Genomic DNA, 19,027 nt, shown 5'->3' with positions numbered 1-19,027 from the left:
TCTATTCAAAATTGATGTAATCTGAAGGATTTACGGGATATCCATCTACCCAAAGTTCAAAATGCAAATGAGGACCGTAGGAATATTCTCCAGTATCGCCAACAACTGCAATGGCTTCACCTGCCGTAACAAGGTCTCCCTGACTTTTTAATATAGAGTCATTATGTTTATAGACGGAAATCAAACCGAAGCTATGCTCAATAATAATAACATAACCTGTTTCCACAGTCCATTCAGCAAAAATAACAGTTCCATCTAGTGTCGCTTTCACCGGTTCATTCTTTTCTGTAACAATGTCAACTGCATAATGTTTTTCTTCAGCATTATAAACCTCAGAAACACTACCAGTAACTGGTGGAAATAAGGTGAAGTTTGTATTAAAAGTTGCCTTTTCTAATAAACTATACTTGTCTTCTTGCTCTACTTTCTCTCGCAGAATAGAATCTTGCTGGGAAGCAGATAAACTTACAGTTCCTGGATCTATAGACTTTGTATCTTCAACTGAATAAACCTGACCCATATCAAGTGAATCCACTTTCCCTATAAGCATATTACGGATGGACCTAAAGTAAGTTGAGTTTTTATTGACTACCGTCGTCAGAGAATCCACAGTAAATGTAAGACGGGTTGCTTTATTCTTTAAGGCTGTAGAAGAATAGCCTGGAATATATTCCCTAATCGGAGTAAACGCAATTAAAAGCGCAGTTCCCGAAACTAATAGTAATGCTGAGATCGCCGATAATATAATAACGTTAAGTTTTGATAACTGAAATGACAATCTTTCCTCGAATGTATCTTCATTCAGAATCACCAAACGGTACTTATGAAGCAGTTTTTGCTTAATTTTTCGCTTATCTTTTTTTGATGACTCCATAGAATTAAAACTCTTACAAAGATAGAATAAAGTTAATTTATGTAGGTTTTAGATTCATAAACCTTTGATTTAGATTTTTATCACTAATTTTGTAGCAAATTTTAAAGTTATGAACGCACTAAATGTAATAATGGGAATGGTAGGTCCATGGCAATGGGTTATCATTGGTGTTGCAATTCTTCTATTATTCGGTGGAAAGAAAATACCAGAATTGATGAGAGGTTTGGGTAGTGGTATCAAAGAATTTAAAGATGCCTCCAAAGAAGATGAAACTGGCGAGACTAAAAACGAATCGAAGTCTATAAAATAGGCTTTGACATATTTTGATAATTGGAAACCTGTTTACTTCGTAATCAGGTTTTTTTATTGAGTTTTTTTAAATAGAACTTGTCACCGTCAAACATTCCATAAGTATAATGTGCAATCCAATCTCCTAGATTTATGTATTTGGATTGTTCCCCTACTTGGATTTCCATTGGCAAATGCCTGTGGCCAAAAACAAAATAATCATAATGCTCGGTCTCCAGTTTTCGCCTGGCATATTGAGCAAGCCATTCGTTTTCTTCCCCTAAAAACTTTGCATCTTCATCTCCAGAAATAAGTTTGTTTTTTACTGAAAGGTACCTGGCTAATCTAACGCCTAGGTCTGGATGCAACCATTTAAACAACCATTTGGAAACCGGATGAACAAAAACTTTTTTCATACGTTTATAGCCTTTGTCTCCAGGACCTAGTCCGTCGCCGTGACCTAAAAAAAACTTTTTTGAATTAAACTCAAAGACTTGTGGTTTATGAAATACAGGAATATTGAGTTCTTCTTCAAAATACCCTTTCATCCATAAATCATGATTCCCTACAAAGTAGAAAATATCAATTCCAGAATCTCTTAGTTCTGCTAGTTTTCCAAGAGTTCTTACAAAGCCTTTTGGCACAACTTCTCGATACTCAAACCAAAAATCAAACAAATCTCCAAGTAGGAAAATAGAATGCGCATCTGCTTTGATATCATCTAGCCAAGAAATAAATATTTTTTCACGCTCTAAACTTTCAGAATGCGTTGGAGCTCCCAAATGATTATCACTAGAGAAATAAATTTTTTTGCCTTCAGGAAGTTTCATGCCATATAAATCTGGTCCAAATATACTGAAACCATAAAAATACCTGTTATCAAGTTTTGGGTAAAATTTAATGTAGCTTCAAAAGATATTCCTGTATTTTTGAGATTAACGAAAAACAAAAAAAATGAAATTCAAAATCAATATTATAACCTGCTTATTTTTAATAGCATCCACTTCTGTCTTTGCTCAAGTAAAATCTGTTATGCCTGGTAAAGATTATACTAGTATAAGAGTCTCCACGGGACTTTTTGTAGAGATCGTAACAAATTCAGAAGAAGAAAAAATTGAAGTCAAAGGTCCTCAACGTGACAAAGTTAATATTGAAGTAGATAAAGGTGAACTCCAAATCAGTTTGCCAGTTGGTCAAATCTTTTCTGAAGCGGAAATTCTTGTCACAGTTTACATTAAAGAAGTTGAAGAACTTAAAGCAAGGAGTGGATCTGAAGTTGAATTTATTTCAACAGTAAATCAAAATGAAATAAGTTTAATTGCTTCCGAAGGCAGTTATATAGGAGGTGAATTAAATGTAGAAAGTTTAGCTGTAAAGTCTGTAACTGGAGCTAGTGTGAGTCTTATTGGTACTGCAAATACTTCTAGTATTGAAGTGAAAACCGGAGGTTCTTTTGATGGTGAGGAATTAAAAACTGAAACTACAAGCGTTAATTTAAGTTATGGTGGTGAAGCTACAGTTTACGCTACTGAAACTTGTGATGCAAGTGTAACTGCTGGTGGAAATATTGTGGTTTATGGTAATCCTGAAACTATTAACCAAAGTGTAAAATTGGGTGGTAAAATAAATTTTGTAGAATAAAAGAGATCTCGACACTTATGAAGGAACCTTTATTAGCGTTCAATCAAAATGGAATTTATTGCGCTGCTGCAGATGTCTATCTGGACCCCTGGCGAAAGGTGGACAAAGCGATTATCTCTCACGGTCACGCCGATCACTCGCGCTGGGGAAACAAAAAATACATCACACATCATAACAATATTCCCATTATGAAGCACAGGTTGGGAGAGATTGATGTGGAAGGCAAAGCTTACGGCGAATCGTTTACAATAAATAATGTAAAATTCAGTTTACATCCTGCCGGACATGTAATAGGAAGCTCGCAAATACGGGTGGAACACAAAGGTGAGGTTTGGGTATTTACAGGGGACTACAAAGATGAGGATGATGGAGTTTCAACTCCTTTTGAACCTGTAAAATGCGATACCTTTATTACAGAATGTACCTTTGGCTTACCTGCCTTCAAGTGGAAACCTCAAGCGGAAGTGATGAGCGACATCAATCAATGGTGGGCAGAGAATCAAAGAGAAGGACGAACTTCTGTTTTATTTGGTTATTCGCTTGGTAAAGCTCAGCGTCTGCTGAAGCACCTCAACCCGGACATTGGAAAAATCTACACTCACGGTGCTATCGAAAATATGACTGATGTCCTTAGAGAGATGGTTAATTTTCCTGAAACCATCCGAGTCACAAGGGATACCACCAAAAAAGAATTAAGTGGAAATTTAGTTCTGGCCCCGCCCAGTGCTCATGGCGGAACCTGGATTCGGAAAATGGTCCCTTATGTCACAGCTTCGGCCAGTGGCTGGATGACTTTCCGTGGAGCGCGACGCCGAAGAGCCATAGACAAAGGCTTTGTAATGAGCGATCACTGCGACTGGGACGGTTTGCTCAATAGCATAAAAGCAACAGGCTGTGAAAAAGTCATCTGCACACACGGCTATACCGATATCTTTTCAAAATACTTGCGCGAAATAGGCTACGATGCCAGAACCGAAGGTACACAATACGAAGGTGAAGCCGACGATTCTGACTTATAGTGTTTTTCAGTTTTTCGTTAGAATTTAAAATAGTTTTGTAACATTTAGTCTAAATTATGACCAATAGGTATAATTTTCTTAAACCAAAATCTATTCTGATGAATAAACTTCGATTGCTCAATGTTTCCAAAACTTATAAGAATGGTGTAAAGGCTCTGGATGATGTTTCGATAGAAATTAACTCTGGTATGTTCGGACTACTTGGACCTAACGGTGCTGGAAAGTCTTCACTAATGCGTACTATTTCTACCTTACAACAACCAGATAGTGGGGAAATCTACCTGGATGATATAGATGTGCTCAATCAAAAAATGGAATTGAGAAAGGTTTTGGGTTATCTCCCTCAGTCCTTTGGTGTTTATCCAAAACTTTCAGCAGAAAAACTCCTTCATTATTTCGCTGAATTGAAAGGGCTCTCCAGCAAAGAGGAGCGAAAAAAGATTGTAGATTATGCTCTTGAAGTCACCAACCTTTATGATGTGAGAACCAAGCATGTTGCTGGTTACTCTGGTGGTATGAAGCAAAGGTTTGGGATTGCACAATTACTACTTAACAATCCAAAACTTATCATCGTTGATGAGCCGACAGCTGGACTTGATCCTGCCGAACGTCACCGTTTCCTTAATGTTTTGAGAGAAATTGGCACCAATCATATTGTGATTCTTTCTACTCACATTGTGGATGACGTCAAAGAATTATGTACAGATATGGCTATCCTTAATGGCGGAAAATTACTTTGCCATAAAAAACCTTTAGATGCAGTTCTGGATCTGGAAGATAAAATCTGGGGACTCACCATAGATCGGGAAGATTTAGAAAAATATGAAACTGGTTTCAACCTTATCTCCACCAATTACAATCAGGATAACTCCCTGAATATCCGCGTATATGGCGATACTCAGCCCGGTGAAGAATTTATGAAAGTACAGCCTGACTTGAGCGATGTGTATTTTGTTCACTTAAAAGCAGACGAAACTGAAGCCATTAACTCTCAATCTTAATTCGCATGTTTTCAAGTATCTTCAGGTTTGAGTTAAAATCTTGGTTAAGAACTCCTATTACTTACATCTACACCGTTATCATGTTCTTTTTTGCCATGATAATGATGGCAAGTGCTGGTGGACTTTTTGATAATTTTACAGTCACTACTACCTCACCGACTTATCAAAATACGGCATTGGCTCTCAACAGCTTGATTAACACCTTGTCCGTATTTTTATACTTTTTGCTACCGTCTATTATTGGTGCGTCAATAAGTAAAGATTTTAAATACGAGATGCATCAGGTCCTGTATTCATATCCTATTTCAAAATTTGGTTATTTATTTGCCAAATTTCTGAGCGCTTTGAGTATCGTTCTTATCATAATTCTGTTCATCTGTTTCGGTATTTATCTGGGAAGTATTTTCCCTGGAACCAATCCTGATCTTTTTACAGATTTTGATATTTGGAATTATGTACAGCCACTCTTACTTTTCGTCATACCAAATATCATTTTCTTTGGAGCAGTAGTTTTTGCTGTTGTGACCTTTTCAAGAAATATTTTTATAGGTTTTATAAGCATATTGGCATTGATTATCATTCAGGGTTTTGCTCAAAGTTTAACTGCAGATATCGATAATAAAACTCTGGCTGCACTTATAGACCCACTCGGGGCTCAGGCTTTAGCTTTTGAAACTGAATACTGGACTGTTTTTGACAGAAACAATAATTATTTACCCTTTCAGGGTTACATTATCTATAACAGGATTTTATGGGCTGCAATAAGTATATTGATTTTTGCCTTTGTATTTTTCAAATTCAAATTCAATCAGCAGGCTATCCAGTTCAGGTTATTTAAACGCAAAGCAGAACGCGTTATTAAAAGGAATTTTGGAAGTCTTATTCGTATCAAATTACCTGAAGCCAGTAAAGCTTACAATTTCAAACACTGGCTGATGATGGCTTTAAAGCACAGCCGTTTTGAAGCTCAGTATATTTTCAAAAACTGGGTCTTTATTTCTTTCGCACTTGTGACTTTACTGATTACGCTTTCTACACTATCTATTCGGAATCCAGTATATGGTACATCCACCTATCCTGTTACTCGCGAAATGATGCAAACAGCTTCTGGTGTCGTGAGTGGTTTTATGATCATCATCACCTTTTTGATTGTAGGTATGCTTGTCAATAGAGCTAAAAATGCCAACATGAATCAATTAGTAGATGTTACTCCTTTTCCTAACTGGTCGTTTCTGCTAGCTAAGTTCATCGCTATTTTCAAAATGCAGGCATCGTTTTATATTTTGGCGTTAATTTTAGCTGTTGGAGTTCAGATTTATAATGATTATTACAAGTTTGAACTCGATTTATACCTGTTTCAGTTTTTTGCTATTGATTACTTAAGGGTTCTCGCCTGGACAGTCATGGCATTTTTATTTCATACGCTCATAAAGAATCATATTGTAGGATTCATATCCTTACTTGCTTTTCTTATTTTACTGTCTTTTTTTCCACAATTTGGTATCGAGCAAAGTGTATTTAGATTCAACTCTGGAGGAGGCGCCACCTATTCTGATATGGCAGGATATGGTCCCGGGCTAAAAGTGTTTTATGTCTATAGACTCTATTGGTTCGCTCTGGCAATTATTTTATACATCTTAGCTATTTTATTTTACCGAAGAGGTGTATCCTATTCTGCGAAGCAAAGAATAGAACTCGCCCAAGAAAAAATGAATCCAATGTACAAATCAGTTATAGCGGTTTGTTTAGTGGTTTTTATAGGTATAGGTTCATGGGTATACTACAATGATAATGTAATTAACGAACGATTTTCTGGTAACGAGCGAGAACAGCTTCAGGTTGATTATGAAAAACAATTTGCTCATCTTGATGAGCTAGATCAGCCAAGAATTACAGGAGTGACTATTGATTTAGATCTATTTCCTGAAACGCGCGACATGAAAGCTAAAGGGATTTTTGTTCTGAAAAATAAGACTTCAAACCCTATTGATTCTGTTTTGATTTCATTGAATGATTATAGAAGTTATAAACAAACTTATGCTTTTGGTAAAAAAGGAGAAACTGTTTTGAAAGACAGTCTTTATGATTTTGACATATTCAAATTTGATGAAAGCCTACTTCCCGGTGAAGAAGTGAAATTCACTTTTGAGATGCAAAATGAACCGAATACTCTTCTGAATCAAAAGTCCATGGTGCGAACCAATGGAACATTCATCAACAATCGAATTTTTCCAAGTTTTGGTTACAGAAGCAACTATGAAATTCAAAATAACAAGACCCGAAAAAAATACGGCTTAGTACCAAAAGAACGGATGAAATCTCCACTAGACTCTACTGCTTTGGGTAATACTTACATTTCTGATGATGCCGACTGGATAGATTTTGAAACCACCATTTCGACATCAAAAGACCAAATTGCCATTGCTCCAGGTTATCTGCAGAAAGAATGGGTAGAAGAAGATAGAGCATATTTCCATTATAAAATGGATAAGAAAATACTGAACTTTTACGCATTCAATTCTGCAGAATATGAAGTCTATGAAGACAAGTGGAATGATGTCAACATTCAGGTTTTTTATCATAAGCCACACGATTACAATATTGAACGGATGGTTAGTGCAGCGAAGAAATCCTTGGCCTATTATTCTGAAAATTTCAGTCCTTACCAGTTTAGTCAGCTTCGAATTTTGGAATTTCCATTAACATCAGGAACTTTTGCTCAGTCTTTTGCCAACACAGTTCCTTATTCTGAAGCAATTGGTTTTATTGCTAAAGTCGATGAAGAAGATAAAGAAAGTGTGGATTATCCCTTCAGCGTCACCGCTCACGAAGTGGCTCACCAGTGGTGGGCGCATCAAGTGATTGGAGCAAATGTGCGAGGAGCAACTTTGCTTTCTGAAAGCATGTCAGAATACAGTTCACTTAAAGTATTAGAAAAAGAATATGGTGCAGAACAAATGCGTGTGTTTTTAAAAGATGCATTAGATAAATATTTAAGAAGCCGCCGTTTTGAAAGTCAGAAAGAACTACCACTGATGCTTAATGAAAATCAGCAATACATTCATTATAACAAAGGATCGCTGGTACTTTATGCGATGAGTGATTACTTAGGCGAAGAAAAAATGAATTCTATTTTGAAATCTTTTATTGATAAAGTCGCTTTCCAGGAACCACCTTACACCACTTCTGTCGAATTTGTCAACCTTTTAAAGGAGAACACACCAGATTCACTTCAGTATTTGGTAAAGGATATGTTCGAGACCATTACTTTGTATGATAACAAAGTTACTGACGCTAGTTATAAAGTACTTGAAAATGGTAAATATGAAGTGACTATAAATGCTAATGTTCTGAAATACAGATCGTCTGAAAAAGGAGAGAAAGAGTTTACAAACAGTTCTGGCGAAAGTTTGAGTGTGGAAACTGAAGAAGAAAAGGAATTAAAATCTCTACCTCTTAAAGATTACATTGAAGTTGGAGTTTTTGGAGAAACCGATGAAACGATTGATGGCATCAAAAAAGAAAACGTTCTTTATCTCAAAAAGCATTTGATTTCTGAAATTCAAAATGAATTTACAATTATTGTCAATGAATTGCCCGTTGAGGCAGGAATCGATCCGTATAATAAATTGATTGACACCAATTCTGGGGATAACAGACTGGAGGTGAAAACAAACTAAAGAGTCATAAATCAACAAAAAAGGCTTGAGATGAAATTTCATCTCAAGCCTTTTTAAATTTTTAAATAGTTTGAAAAGTATGTTTTACTCTTCGTACTTCTGTTTTAGCTTTCTGGATAATTGAAGGATAAAAAGCAAAACGATGATACACAGGCAGACCAATATTCCTAGAACTCCTGTGAAACTCTTTTTATCTCCTACCAAATCATCAGGATTCACAAGAGTCCCGCTGAAAATCATAAGTCCAACTGCAGAAAGCATTAGGAAATAAATAAAATACTTCATAAAATTTTAATTGAATAAACTCTGAATGTTTGCAACAAATAATTTGACTGCAATGGCTAACAAAACTACACCAAATATCTTCCTTATTACAGAAATTCCCTGTTTTCCGAAAAGTTTTTCAATCTTTTTAGAAGATTTTAAGACAGCATAAACCACAGCAACATTCAAAATTATAGCAACAATAATGTTGGGAGTATCAAATTCTGATTTGAGAGATAGTATGGAAGTCATTGTTCCTGCGCCGGCAATCAGTGGAAAAGCAAGAGGAACAATCGCAGCTGTTTCTGGTGCATCATCTTTGTAGAGCTGTACGCCAAGAATCATTTCTATAGCCAGAAAGAAGATGATAAAAGCCCCGGCCACTGCAAAGGAATTCACATCTATACCAATAAGATTAAGGATAGTTTCCCCGACAAAGAGAAACGCAATCATTAAAACGCATGCCACAATAGAAGCTTTTTCACTTTGAATGTGGCCGACTTTTTTTCTTAAGTCAACAATTATTGGAATGCTTCCAATAATATCAATCACCGCAAAGAGAATCATTCCTGCGGTAAAAATTTGTTTAAAATCAAACATAATTTAAATCTAAAAATTTTTGCAAAAGTAATTCTGCTCTATCGATTTACAATCGAAAAAAATCCATGCCATATGAAATTTGTGTTAAATTAATCCCACGAAGTTTAGGAGATTGAATTGTCCCTCATTTTCATAATCTCAATTAATATTTCGCTAGCTTTGCTGCCATGATTAAAATTGATAAAACCCTTATTTCTGAATCGATTATAGACACTGAATTTGCCTGTAATCTTTCGGCCTGCAAAGGGGAATGTTGTGTGGCTGGCGATGCCGGAGCTCCCCTGGATGACCACGAACTAGAGGTCTTGAAAACAATTTACCCTAAAGTAAAGCCCTATCTAAGAGCTGAAGGAATAAAGGCTATCGAAGAACAGGGTACGCATATCCTCTCAGATTTTGATGAACCAGAAACGCCTCTTGTAGAAGGTAAAGAATGTGCTTACGTCAATTTTACTGAAAATGGCACCGCTCTATGCGGTATTGAATCTGCCTATCGTGCTGGCGATATCGATTTTAAAAAACCCGTATCCTGCGAACTTTATCCTGTACGTGTTCAAAAACTTTCAGAATTACAGGCTGTGAATTACGATCGCTGGGATATTTGCAGCGATGCTTGTGATCTTGGGAAAACTCTAAAAATGCCTGTTTATAAATTTACCAAAAATGCTCTTATCAGAAAATTTGGTGAGGATTGGTATTCAGAATTGGAGCAAAGAGTTGAAGAAATAAATCTTTAAGAAAACGAATTTAGTTTTACATTAAGCTCATACAACTCAACAATTCATAAAATTTAAAATTTCCAAATCTCTAAAGGCTTAACTGGTCGGCTTTAAGAGCAATTGTGGAAAACTATGTGGATAACTTTCAGCCGAATCAAGGTTTTAATATGTGATTTATTTTCATATTTGTTAGTCACAATTAGTATTAGTAATCCTCTCAAAATCATAACCCTATGGCGCAGAAAGAACCTATCTTAGAAGAAAACGAAAACAGATTTGTACTCTTCCCTATCAAACATCACGACATATGGGAATGGTATAAAAAATGTGAGGCGAGTTTCTGGACCGCAGAAGAAATTGATTTACACCAAGATCTTTCCGATTGGAAAAATAAACTAAATGAAGATGAGCAGTATTTCATCAAACACATCCTTGCATTTTTTGCAGCATCCGATGGAATCGTCAACGAAAATCTTGCCGAAAACTTCGTGAACGAAGTTCAATATACAGAAGCTAAATTTTTCTACGGCTTCCAAATCATGATGGAAAATATTCATTCTGAAACTTATTCGTTATTAATCGATACTTATGTCGATGATGATAAAGAAAAGGACTTGCTTTTTAAAGCTATTGAGAATTTCCCAGCCATCAAGAAAAAAGCAGACTGGGCCTTGAAATGGATAGAATCTGATTCCTTTGCCGAAAGATTAATCGCATTTGCTGCAGTGGAAGGAATTTTCTTTTCTGGAGCATTTTGTTCTATTTTCTGGTTGAAAAAACGTGGTTTAATGCCAGGCCTTACCTTCTCAAACGAACTCATTTCCAGAGACGAAGGTGTTCATTGCGACTTTGCAGTTCACTTACATAATGAACATTTGGTCAACCAGGTTCCGAAAAAACGTATTAGAGAAATCCTTGTGGATGCACTTGATATTGAAAGAGAATTCGTGACTGAATCTCTTCCTGTAAGTCTGATTGGCATGAATTCCAACTTGATGACTCAATATTTAGAATTTGTCACAGACAGACTACTTTTCGAATTGGGCTGTGAAAAAGAATATGGCACTGCCAATCCTTTTGACTTTATGGATATGATTTCACTTCAAGGGAAAACCAACTTCTTCGAGAAGCGTGTTGGAGAATACCAAAAAGCAGGAGTGATGAACAAGAATAAAGAAGAAGACAGCAAAATTAGCTTCGACGCCGATTTCTAGTTTTCTGCGACTCTAGCCTTTTAAAATTACGATTATTAATTACCAAGAGTCCTTACGGGCTCTATACATTAAACACTATCTACTATGCACGTCATTAAAAGAAATGGACAAAAAGAGCCTGTAATGTTCGACAAAATTACAGCACGAATCAGAAAACTTTGCTATGGACTTAATCCTCTTGTGGAACCTCCAAAAGTAGCAATGCGTGTGATAGAAGGTCTTTATGATGGTGTAACCACAAGTGAACTTGATAATTTGGCGGCAGAGATCGCAGCGACCATGACCGTAAGTCATCCGGACTATGCTCACTTGGCTGCAAGAATTTCGGTATCCAATCTTCATAAAAACACTAAGAAAACCTTTAGTGAGGTCATGACTGACCTCTATGAATACGTTAATCCACGTAATAATAAAAAGTCACCACTTATTGACGATGGTGTTTATAAAATCATCAACGATAACAAAGATGAGATTGATTCAAGAATTATATATAGCAGAGATTTCAATTATGATTATTTCGGTTTTAAGACACTAGAGCGTTCTTATCTGTTAAAACTTAATGGTATGATAGCAGAACGCCCTCAACATATGCTGATGAGGGTTTCTATTGGTATTCACGGCGAAGATTTAGAATCGGCCCTGGAGACTTATGAGTTGATGTCCAAAAAATACTTTACTCATGCCACGCCAACGTTATTTAATGCTGGCACACCAAAACCACAAATGTCTTCCTGCTTCTTACTCACGATGAAAGACGACAGTATTGATGGGATATACGACACTCTTAAGCAGACGGCAAAAATTTCTCAATCTGCTGGCGGTATAGGTCTATCAATTCATAACATAAGGGCTACAGGCTCGTACATCGCTGGAACTAATGGAACTTCCAACGGGATTGTTCCGATGCTGAAAGTCTTCAATGACACTGCAAGATACGTTGATCAAGGCGGTGGAAAACGAAAAGGGTCTTTTGCCATGTATGTTGAACCATGGCATGCTGATATTTTTAGCTTCCTGGATTTGAAGAAAAATCATGGCGCTGAAGAAATGAGAGCCCGTGATCTGTTCTACGCCATGTGGATTCCAGATCTATTTATGAAACGTGTTGAAGAAAATTCTACGTGGACACTAATGTGTCCAAACGAATGTCCAAATCTTTATAATGTTCATGGAGATGAGTTTGAAGAATTATACCTAAAATACGAAAGCGAAAACAAAGGCCGTAAAACCATCAAAGCAAGAGAACTTTGGGAGAAAATCCTGGAATCTCAAATTGAAACGGGAACGCCTTATATGTTGTATAAAGATTCAGCTAACCGCAAATCGAATCAGAAGAACCTGGGAACTATCCGCTCTTCCAACTTGTGTACTGAAATCATGGAATACACTAGTCCAGATGAAGTGGCGGTTTGTAACTTAGCGTCTATTGCTCTACCTATGTTCATTAAAAACGGTGAATTTGATCACAAGGAGCTTTATAAAATCACCAAACAGGTCATCAGAAACCTCAACAAGGTCATCGATAGAAATTACTATCCTGTGAGAGAAGCAGAAAATTCCAACATGCGTCACAGACCAGTTGGTCTTGGTATCCAAGGCTTGGCAGATGCTTTTATCATGTTGAGACTGCCGTTTACTTCTGATAAAGCTAAAAAGTTGAATCAGGATATATTTGAAACTTTATATTTTGCCGCTGTAGAATCCTCTATGGAAATGGCAAAAATCGAAGGTCCGTATTCTTCTTACGAAGGTTCGCCAATAAGCAAAGGAGAATTCCAATACAACCTCTGGGGATTAAAAGACAAGGACTTAAGTGGTCGCTGGGACTGGAGCAAACTGAGAGAAAAAGTTATGGAGCACGGTGTGCGTAACTCTTTATTAATGGCGCCAATGCCAACTGCTTCTACTTCTCAAATTCTTGGTAACAATGAAGCTTTTGAGCCTTACACGTCTAACATCTACACCAGACGTGTACTTTCTGGAGAGTTCATTGTCGTGAACAAGCACTTATTGAAAGATCTTGTAGCTCTTGGTTTATGGAACGATGATGTTAAGGATGCCATCATGAGAGCCAACGGGTCTGTTCAAGGCATCGACATCATTCCAGATGATATTAAAGAATTGTACAAAACTGTTTGGGAATTATCTATGAAAGACATTATCGACATGTCTAGACATAGAGGTTACTTTATCGACCAATCTCAGTCACTCAACTTGTTTATGGAGGGTGCAACCTTTGCTAAGTTGACCTCTATGCACTTCTATGCCTGGAAAAGCGGACTTAAGACAGGCATGTACTACTTAAGAACCAAATCTGCTGTCGATGCAATTAAGTTTACATTGAAAAACGAAAAGAAAGAAAAACAAGTACCAAGTCAGGTAGCAGAAAAAGCTGCACAAACTTATCAGGAAGCCCAAAACCAGCAGGTAAAAGTCTCTGATGATTCATCACTAAGTCCTGAAGAATTAAAGGCTTTGATTAAGCAATCCAAAGAATCTGAAGGCGACGATTGCCTCATGTGCGGATCTTAAACTAGAACTACAATTATTTAAAACCCCCAGCAAATTTATTTTACTGGGGGTTTTTAAATTAAATTATGATTGTTCACAATAAGCCTGCAAAAAAGGAAGCCTATGTCTTCAGGAATTAGAGTTATTGCGATTTTATCACTAAAATGAAATCCCAGGCTCAAAAGGCAAGTATTGAGTTAATCATAGAGTAATGATCTAAACGTAGAGTGCTTGTACACCCATAGGTTGAGGCTGAAAACTAACACTCACTAAATGCATCAAAGCATATACAACTCGTGGATTCTCTAACTTTAAATGGAAAGGCCTAATTTACAGAGTAGTCTTATTCATTTAGTTAGTAGTTTATGCTGTACGAAGCATAGAAATCCGTCTCTCAAATGATTAGACGGATTAGCTTGTGATTTAATTTTAACAAGCTTTACATTTTATACTTTTCATCGTAAAGCTTCATTATTATCGCTAAAATGTACGGTTTAACCGTAATTCTGTTACGGTTAAACCGTACATTTTGCCTTTTGATTACACATTTAACATTTATATGCTTTGAAGTTATGTTTTTAATTCTATGTTCGATGACGTAATTAAATCATCCTTCCAATTTTTATGATTTAGTTACCAGGTGTTGCAACTCTAGCAGTACTGTTTTTATTTGACAGCTTATAAAATAAATTGGATTTATGAGTTGTCAAATTGATTTAAAACAAATGTTTAATCGAACCCTGTTATAAGAGTTCACAAAATTTAAAATTATGAAATTATTAAAAAATTCCTTTTTGGGAACAGTGTTTTTTTTTGCTATAGGTTCAGCATCAATTGCAGGTACCTCTAGTAAAATTGAATCTGAAGCATATACACGTTGTGGCACTGTTCATACTATATGTCATTATGCTAACCCAGATGATCACGGGGATTTCGATAATTGCATGACTAGAAATGGATGTGGCGGTGGATCACAAGAAATACAAAATCTATCACAATAATTAGTTAGTTTAACAAGCTGTCATGTATTCATGACAGCTTTAAATTTTAAAACCATGAAATTTTTAATAATTTTTATTATAACATTCTCATTAACAACTCAAGCTCAAATAGGAAATAGTATTATCAAATACACGGCTCAGATGAATATCAAGCACAAGAAAGAGTTCATAGAAGACATTAAGGAAAAAGATATTGACATGAATACCAAACAGAGTGTTATTCAAATGTATGAAAACGCAGAACCCGATTATTATGAATTACATTTTACAGAAGATAACTCTTATTATTTTAAGGATAAGTCTCTAGAAAATGAGCAGTATAATATAGGAAGTAAAGCAGGCTTATCGCCATATTACTACAATTTAACTGCTAAACAACTTATTGAAGATAGCAGAAGTTTTGGATTTGTTGCTCACAAACCGCTAGATTGGGAGATTGCTAACGAAACCAAGATGATTGGTGATGTGAAATGCTATAAAGCAACTGCTATTGAAACACTTTATAGCAGACAAGGGCATTATTACGACAGAAATATCATAGCTTGGTTTACACCAGATATCCCAGTGAAGTATGGTCCAAAAAATTATGTTGGTTTACCAGGCTTGGTGCTAGAAGTTGAACGAAAAGAATTCACGATTACAGCGAACAAAATAAATCTTAACGTCGATAAAAATAAATTGAAAATCAAACGGGTTGGAGAGGATGAAAATGTAATCTCACAAAAAGAAATGGACGAAAGGATTGCAGAGATGATGGAGGATTATAATAAGAGATAGATTTTTAATGAAAATATGTTTCAATTTACTTGTCTGTTTTGCCCTTTTTTCATTTAACAATTCTTATACCCAAAACTCATTAAAAGGTACAGTTAAAGACAGCGTCAATCAACCACTTGCCAATGTCAATATCCTCGCCGAGCCCAAAGATTCGTTACAGCAAATTAAATTTGCGATTACCGATGACAAAGGGCGGTATCGTCTAAGCCTAAAAAGCATACCTTATACCGTTACCGCTAATTATCTAGGCTATGCTAAGCAAAATTTTGAGATAAATCTTAAAGAGGATCAGGTCAAAGATATTGTCTTAAAGCAAAGTACAGAAGATCTGGAGGAAGTGGTTTTAGACATGCCTATGGTGGTCAAAAAAGACACCATTACTTACAATGTCAATCAATTGACCAGCGGAGAAGAACGTAAGCTGAAAGATATTCTTAAAAAACTACCAGGGGTAGAAGTAGATAGAAATGGAGGCATCACCGTCAATGGTAAAAAGGTGACGCACATGCTTGTAGAAAACAAAAAGTTTTTTGGCGGTGGTACTAAGCTAGCGGTAGATAATATTCCTGCAGATGCTGTAAAACAGGTAGAAGTGCTCGATAATTACAATGAAATAGCTATGCTTAAAGATTTCCAGGAAAGCGAAGACATGGCTATGAACATCAAACTGGAAGAGGATAAAAAAGATTTTGTCTTCGGCGATATAGAAGCTGGATTAGGGAACGATGAGTTTTACAATGCTCAAAGTAATTTGTTTTATTATAGCCCTAAAACCACCTTTAATGTCATCGGCAACCTCAATAATGTAAGAAACCGTGTGTTTACTTACGACCAGTTTTTTAGTTTCCAGGAAGGTATGAATTCTATTTTTGATAAGGGAAGTACCTCCTTTGGAGATTCCTATGAGGATTTTTCAGATTTTTTAGAAAAAGAAGATGTCGTCGAGAGTGATCGTAAATTTGGAGCGGTGAACTTTACTCAGGAAGTCAACAACAAATTAAACATTTCAGGCTATGGTATTTTTTCTAAAACCAAAGAAAGCACTTTGGTAGAATCTACCAATGAATACAACACCTTTTCAGAAGACAGATCTATAGCCACAGCTACCAATAATCAACTGACCATGGGGAGTTTCAATGCTATTTTTACGCCCAATTATAAAGACCAGTGGCATTTTAAGTCTCAGTTCAAAAGTGCAGATGACCAGTACAGCAATACCATCTCTTCTGAAGTAGATACCGTTTCAAATCTATTTTTGAACGATCGATTTGGAGAGCAAACTTTTTTCAATCAAACGGTAGAGTGGCATAGAAAAGAGTCCAGAACACATTCCTTTTCGGGAGTAGTCGATTATACCTACGATAAATTAACGCCCAGAACGCTTTGGCAAACCAATGATGATATTTTGGCTGGGCTTATTCCAATTGTGGATGAGCCGAGCATAAGCATTAACCAATTCAAGCAAACCGAGAAAAATCAAGTCAAATCTATTTTGAAGCATTACTGGGTGCTTGATCGAAATAATCACATCTATTCTACCATAGGAAATGTCAATTTGAATCAGACCTTTTTTACCGAAGATACACAAGAACTCAACGATGGTAGTATCAATAATTTCGGGGAAGCAGGATTCAATAATGATTTCCATTTCAGGTTGAACGATGCTTTTGCGGGTATGTTCTATAAATTTAGAACAGGAATTTTTACTTTCGATCAGGGGGTATTTGTTCATTATTACCGCTGGAATCCAGACCAGGAAGCCACATCCGTTAGAGACAAATTTGTGGTTTTACCCAACCTGACAGCCAAAGCAGAAATCACTAGAAGCAAAACTTTACAACTTAATTATGAACTGAAATCATCTTTTTCAGATGCTTCACAATTTGCCAATCGGTTTTATTTGCAGAGTTATAACAATATCTTTAGTGGCAATACTGGCTTAGAAAATACGCTAAAGCATGATTTGAATTTGCGTTTTACTAAATCTAAAGGCTATCGAGGTTTTGGGATTTATGCCACGGCCAATTATTCTAAGCAAGTCGATGGAATAGTCGATAATGTCAATTATGAAGGGATCAATCAGGTGGTGACTCCTCTTTTTATAGATAATGCTTCAGAAACCTGGGGAGTAGGTGGTCGTGTGAGTAAAAAGGTAAGTCAAATTAATCTGCAAACTGGATTGCGTTACACCAATACCACCTATTTGCAGTTTGTCAACGCTATTGAAGTAGAAAATCAAAACAGCAATACCTCCTATAATTTCTCAGCCAAGACGCTCTACAACGACTTTCCAATTTTGGAAGTGGGATGGAGGCAAAATTTTGGAAATTTCACATTAGGTAATAACACGACCAATTTTGTAACCACCCAGCCCTTTGTCAATTTGGATTACGATTTCTTAAGCGGATTTATCCTTTCCGCAGACTTCACCTCCTATACTTATCAAAACAAAACACTAGACCAGCGAAACAGTTATGAAATTGCCAATGCTTCTTTACTTTACCAAAAAGAAAGTAGTGCCTGGAGTTTTAAAATCGAAGCTCAGAATGTATTTGATGTCCAATTCAAAAACCAGAATTCCTTTAGTTCTTTCATCATATCAGATTCCAGAACTTTTATTTTACCACGAATAGTATTATTTAGTATAGGATACAACTTATGAATACATACTTCATTTAAAGATTCCCAGTTCATCTGTGATGATTGGGGGTTTTTAAATGGTTGAAGTTTTCAATTTACTCTTTACTCTTTGGTAGTAATTTCCACAAGCCCTTTGACTTTCTCGGTATCGTAGCCTTTTTCTTTAATCAGTGCTACTGATTTTTTGACGTTCATCGAGGCTATCTGTTCTGGTTTAATCGTGTTCAGTTGGTCTTTATCGATTTCCTTACCATCGACCAAATAAACGGTGTTTTCGTCATCTAATTTTGTGTTGTTGTTATCAGATTGAGAGGCAGTTTCTGCACCATCTTCGTATTGATGATCATTTATTTTCACAGCAGAAATCTTATCATCAGATGTCAGTTGGAAATAGGTAAAACCTTTTAAAAAATTATCATCATCCCGTTTTTTAAGTTCCTCTGGAAATTTTGATAAATCGGAATAGTAAAGTTCAGGAAATTCAGTTGGTGTCGAAATAGAAAGCGTCTTTGACTGCTCGTCGTATTGAAAGTCGCCTACTAAAATATAATTCTCGACAAGTTCATTTTTAGCTACCTTCTTCCCATTAATGATAATGCTTTCAGCATCATTAATGCCTTCGAGTTCTTTTTCAAAATTGGAAGCTTCAGTAGTTGTATTAGATTCCCTTACTTGTGCTTTGGTCTCCACTTGGGAAAGTAGAAAACTCACAATCAATAAAGGAAAAAAGATAAAAGTTTTACAAAAAGATTGGAGGTGTTTGTTTGTGTTAATCATAGCAATCTGGTTTTAAATTAA

General features: G+C 36.1%; 16 protein-coding genes. 11 read left to right on the top strand and 5 right to left on the bottom strand.

Features of this window, described 5'->3' with window-relative positions:
* Window position 1: 1 nt before the first annotated feature.
* Entirely contained in the window at window positions 2–874 is an 873-nt protein-coding gene (locus ACFQ0R_RS04730; RefSeq protein WP_379657227.1) for a M23 family metallopeptidase, read from the bottom strand.
* 109 nt (window positions 875–983) lie between these two features.
* Between ACFQ0R_RS04730 and ACFQ0R_RS04725 the strand changes: the two genes are divergently transcribed.
* Complete coding sequence (locus tag ACFQ0R_RS04725) at window positions 984–1,184, top strand: twin-arginine translocase TatA/TatE family subunit (RefSeq protein WP_379657226.1); 201 nt, start codon at window positions 984–986, stop codon at window positions 1,182–1,184.
* Window positions 1,185–1,227: 43 nt separating this feature from the next.
* Here the strand turns inward: ACFQ0R_RS04725 and ACFQ0R_RS04720 are convergent, their stop codons facing one another.
* Window positions 1,228–1,992 (bottom strand): UDP-2,3-diacylglucosamine diphosphatase, encoded by a 765-nt coding sequence (locus tag ACFQ0R_RS04720; protein WP_379657225.1) that lies wholly within the window; start codon window positions 1,990–1,992, stop codon window positions 1,228–1,230.
* A gap of 124 nt (window positions 1,993–2,116) precedes the next feature.
* Between ACFQ0R_RS04720 and ACFQ0R_RS04715 the strand changes: the two genes are divergently transcribed.
* The 4 genes from ACFQ0R_RS04715 (at window position 2,117) to ACFQ0R_RS04700 (ending at window position 8,503) form a co-directional block, all read left to right on the top strand.
* On the top strand, window positions 2,117–2,803 hold the full coding sequence (locus ACFQ0R_RS04715; RefSeq protein ID WP_379657224.1) for a head GIN domain-containing protein: 687 nt from the start codon (window positions 2,117–2,119) through the stop codon (window positions 2,801–2,803).
* 17 nt (window positions 2,804–2,820) lie between these two features.
* Window positions 2,821–3,822, top strand: a complete 1,002-nt coding sequence (locus tag ACFQ0R_RS04710; RefSeq protein WP_379657223.1) for a ligase-associated DNA damage response exonuclease — start codon at window positions 2,821–2,823, stop codon at window positions 3,820–3,822.
* A gap of 98 nt (window positions 3,823–3,920) precedes the next feature.
* Window positions 3,921–4,823: an ABC transporter ATP-binding protein gene (locus tag ACFQ0R_RS04705; protein ID WP_379657222.1), complete on the top strand. Its 903-nt coding sequence runs from the start codon at window positions 3,921–3,923 to the stop codon at window positions 4,821–4,823.
* 5 nt (window positions 4,824–4,828) lie between these two features.
* Window positions 4,829–8,503 carry a M1 family aminopeptidase gene (locus tag ACFQ0R_RS04700; RefSeq protein WP_379657221.1) on the top strand — a complete coding sequence of 1,225 codons (3,675 nt, stop codon included), beginning with the start codon at window positions 4,829–4,831 and terminating at the stop codon, window positions 8,501–8,503.
* An 84-nt stretch (window positions 8,504–8,587) separates the two neighbouring features.
* Here the strand turns inward: ACFQ0R_RS04700 and ACFQ0R_RS04695 are convergent, their stop codons facing one another.
* Together ACFQ0R_RS04695 and ACFQ0R_RS04690 are read right to left on the bottom strand one after the other, a co-directional pair.
* Complete coding sequence (locus ACFQ0R_RS04695) at window positions 8,588–8,788, bottom strand: hypothetical protein (protein ID WP_379657220.1); 201 nt, start codon at window positions 8,786–8,788, stop codon at window positions 8,588–8,590.
* A gap of 6 nt (window positions 8,789–8,794) precedes the next feature.
* The gene (locus tag ACFQ0R_RS04690) at window positions 8,795–9,367 is read right to left on the bottom strand and encodes a MarC family protein (protein ID WP_379657219.1); all 573 of its coding nucleotides are present in this window, start codon (window positions 9,365–9,367) and stop codon (window positions 8,795–8,797) included.
* Window positions 9,368–9,534: 167 nt separating this feature from the next.
* Between ACFQ0R_RS04690 and ACFQ0R_RS04685 the strand changes: the two genes are divergently transcribed.
* From ACFQ0R_RS04685 to ACFQ0R_RS04660, 6 genes are all read left to right on the top strand, one after another.
* On the top strand, window positions 9,535–10,104 hold the full coding sequence (locus tag ACFQ0R_RS04685; protein ID WP_379657218.1) for a DUF3109 family protein: 570 nt from the start codon (window positions 9,535–9,537) through the stop codon (window positions 10,102–10,104).
* A 215-nt stretch (window positions 10,105–10,319) separates the two neighbouring features.
* Window positions 10,320–11,300, top strand: a complete 981-nt coding sequence (locus ACFQ0R_RS04680; protein ID WP_379657217.1) for a ribonucleotide-diphosphate reductase subunit beta — start codon at window positions 10,320–10,322, stop codon at window positions 11,298–11,300.
* Window positions 11,301–11,384: 84 nt separating this feature from the next.
* Window positions 11,385–13,832, top strand: a complete 2,448-nt coding sequence (locus ACFQ0R_RS04675; protein WP_379657216.1) for a ribonucleoside-diphosphate reductase subunit alpha — start codon at window positions 11,385–11,387, stop codon at window positions 13,830–13,832.
* A gap of 773 nt (window positions 13,833–14,605) precedes the next feature.
* The gene (locus ACFQ0R_RS04670; RefSeq protein WP_379657215.1) at window positions 14,606–14,812 is read left to right on the top strand and encodes a hypothetical protein; all 207 of its coding nucleotides are present in this window, start codon (window positions 14,606–14,608) and stop codon (window positions 14,810–14,812) included.
* Between the two features lie 54 nt (window positions 14,813–14,866).
* Window positions 14,867–15,589, top strand: a complete 723-nt coding sequence (locus ACFQ0R_RS04665; RefSeq protein WP_379657214.1) for a GLPGLI family protein — start codon at window positions 14,867–14,869, stop codon at window positions 15,587–15,589.
* A gap of 7 nt (window positions 15,590–15,596) precedes the next feature.
* On the top strand, window positions 15,597–18,251 hold the full coding sequence (locus tag ACFQ0R_RS04660) for a carboxypeptidase-like regulatory domain-containing protein (RefSeq protein WP_379657213.1): 2,655 nt from the start codon (window positions 15,597–15,599) through the stop codon (window positions 18,249–18,251).
* 80 nt (window positions 18,252–18,331) lie between these two features.
* On the opposite strand, the gene ACFQ0R_RS04655 is transcribed toward ACFQ0R_RS04660, so the two are convergent.
* Entirely contained in the window at window positions 18,332–19,006 is a 675-nt protein-coding gene (locus ACFQ0R_RS04655) for a hypothetical protein (RefSeq protein WP_379657212.1), read from the bottom strand.
* Window positions 19,007–19,027: the final 21 nt, after the last annotated feature.

This window comes from Psychroflexus salinarum (assembly GCF_042677225.1).
GTDB classification, from domain to species: Bacteria; Bacteroidota; Bacteroidia; order Flavobacteriales; family Flavobacteriaceae; genus Psychroflexus; species Psychroflexus salinarum.
This window is presented reverse-complemented; position numbering and strand designations above follow the sequence as displayed.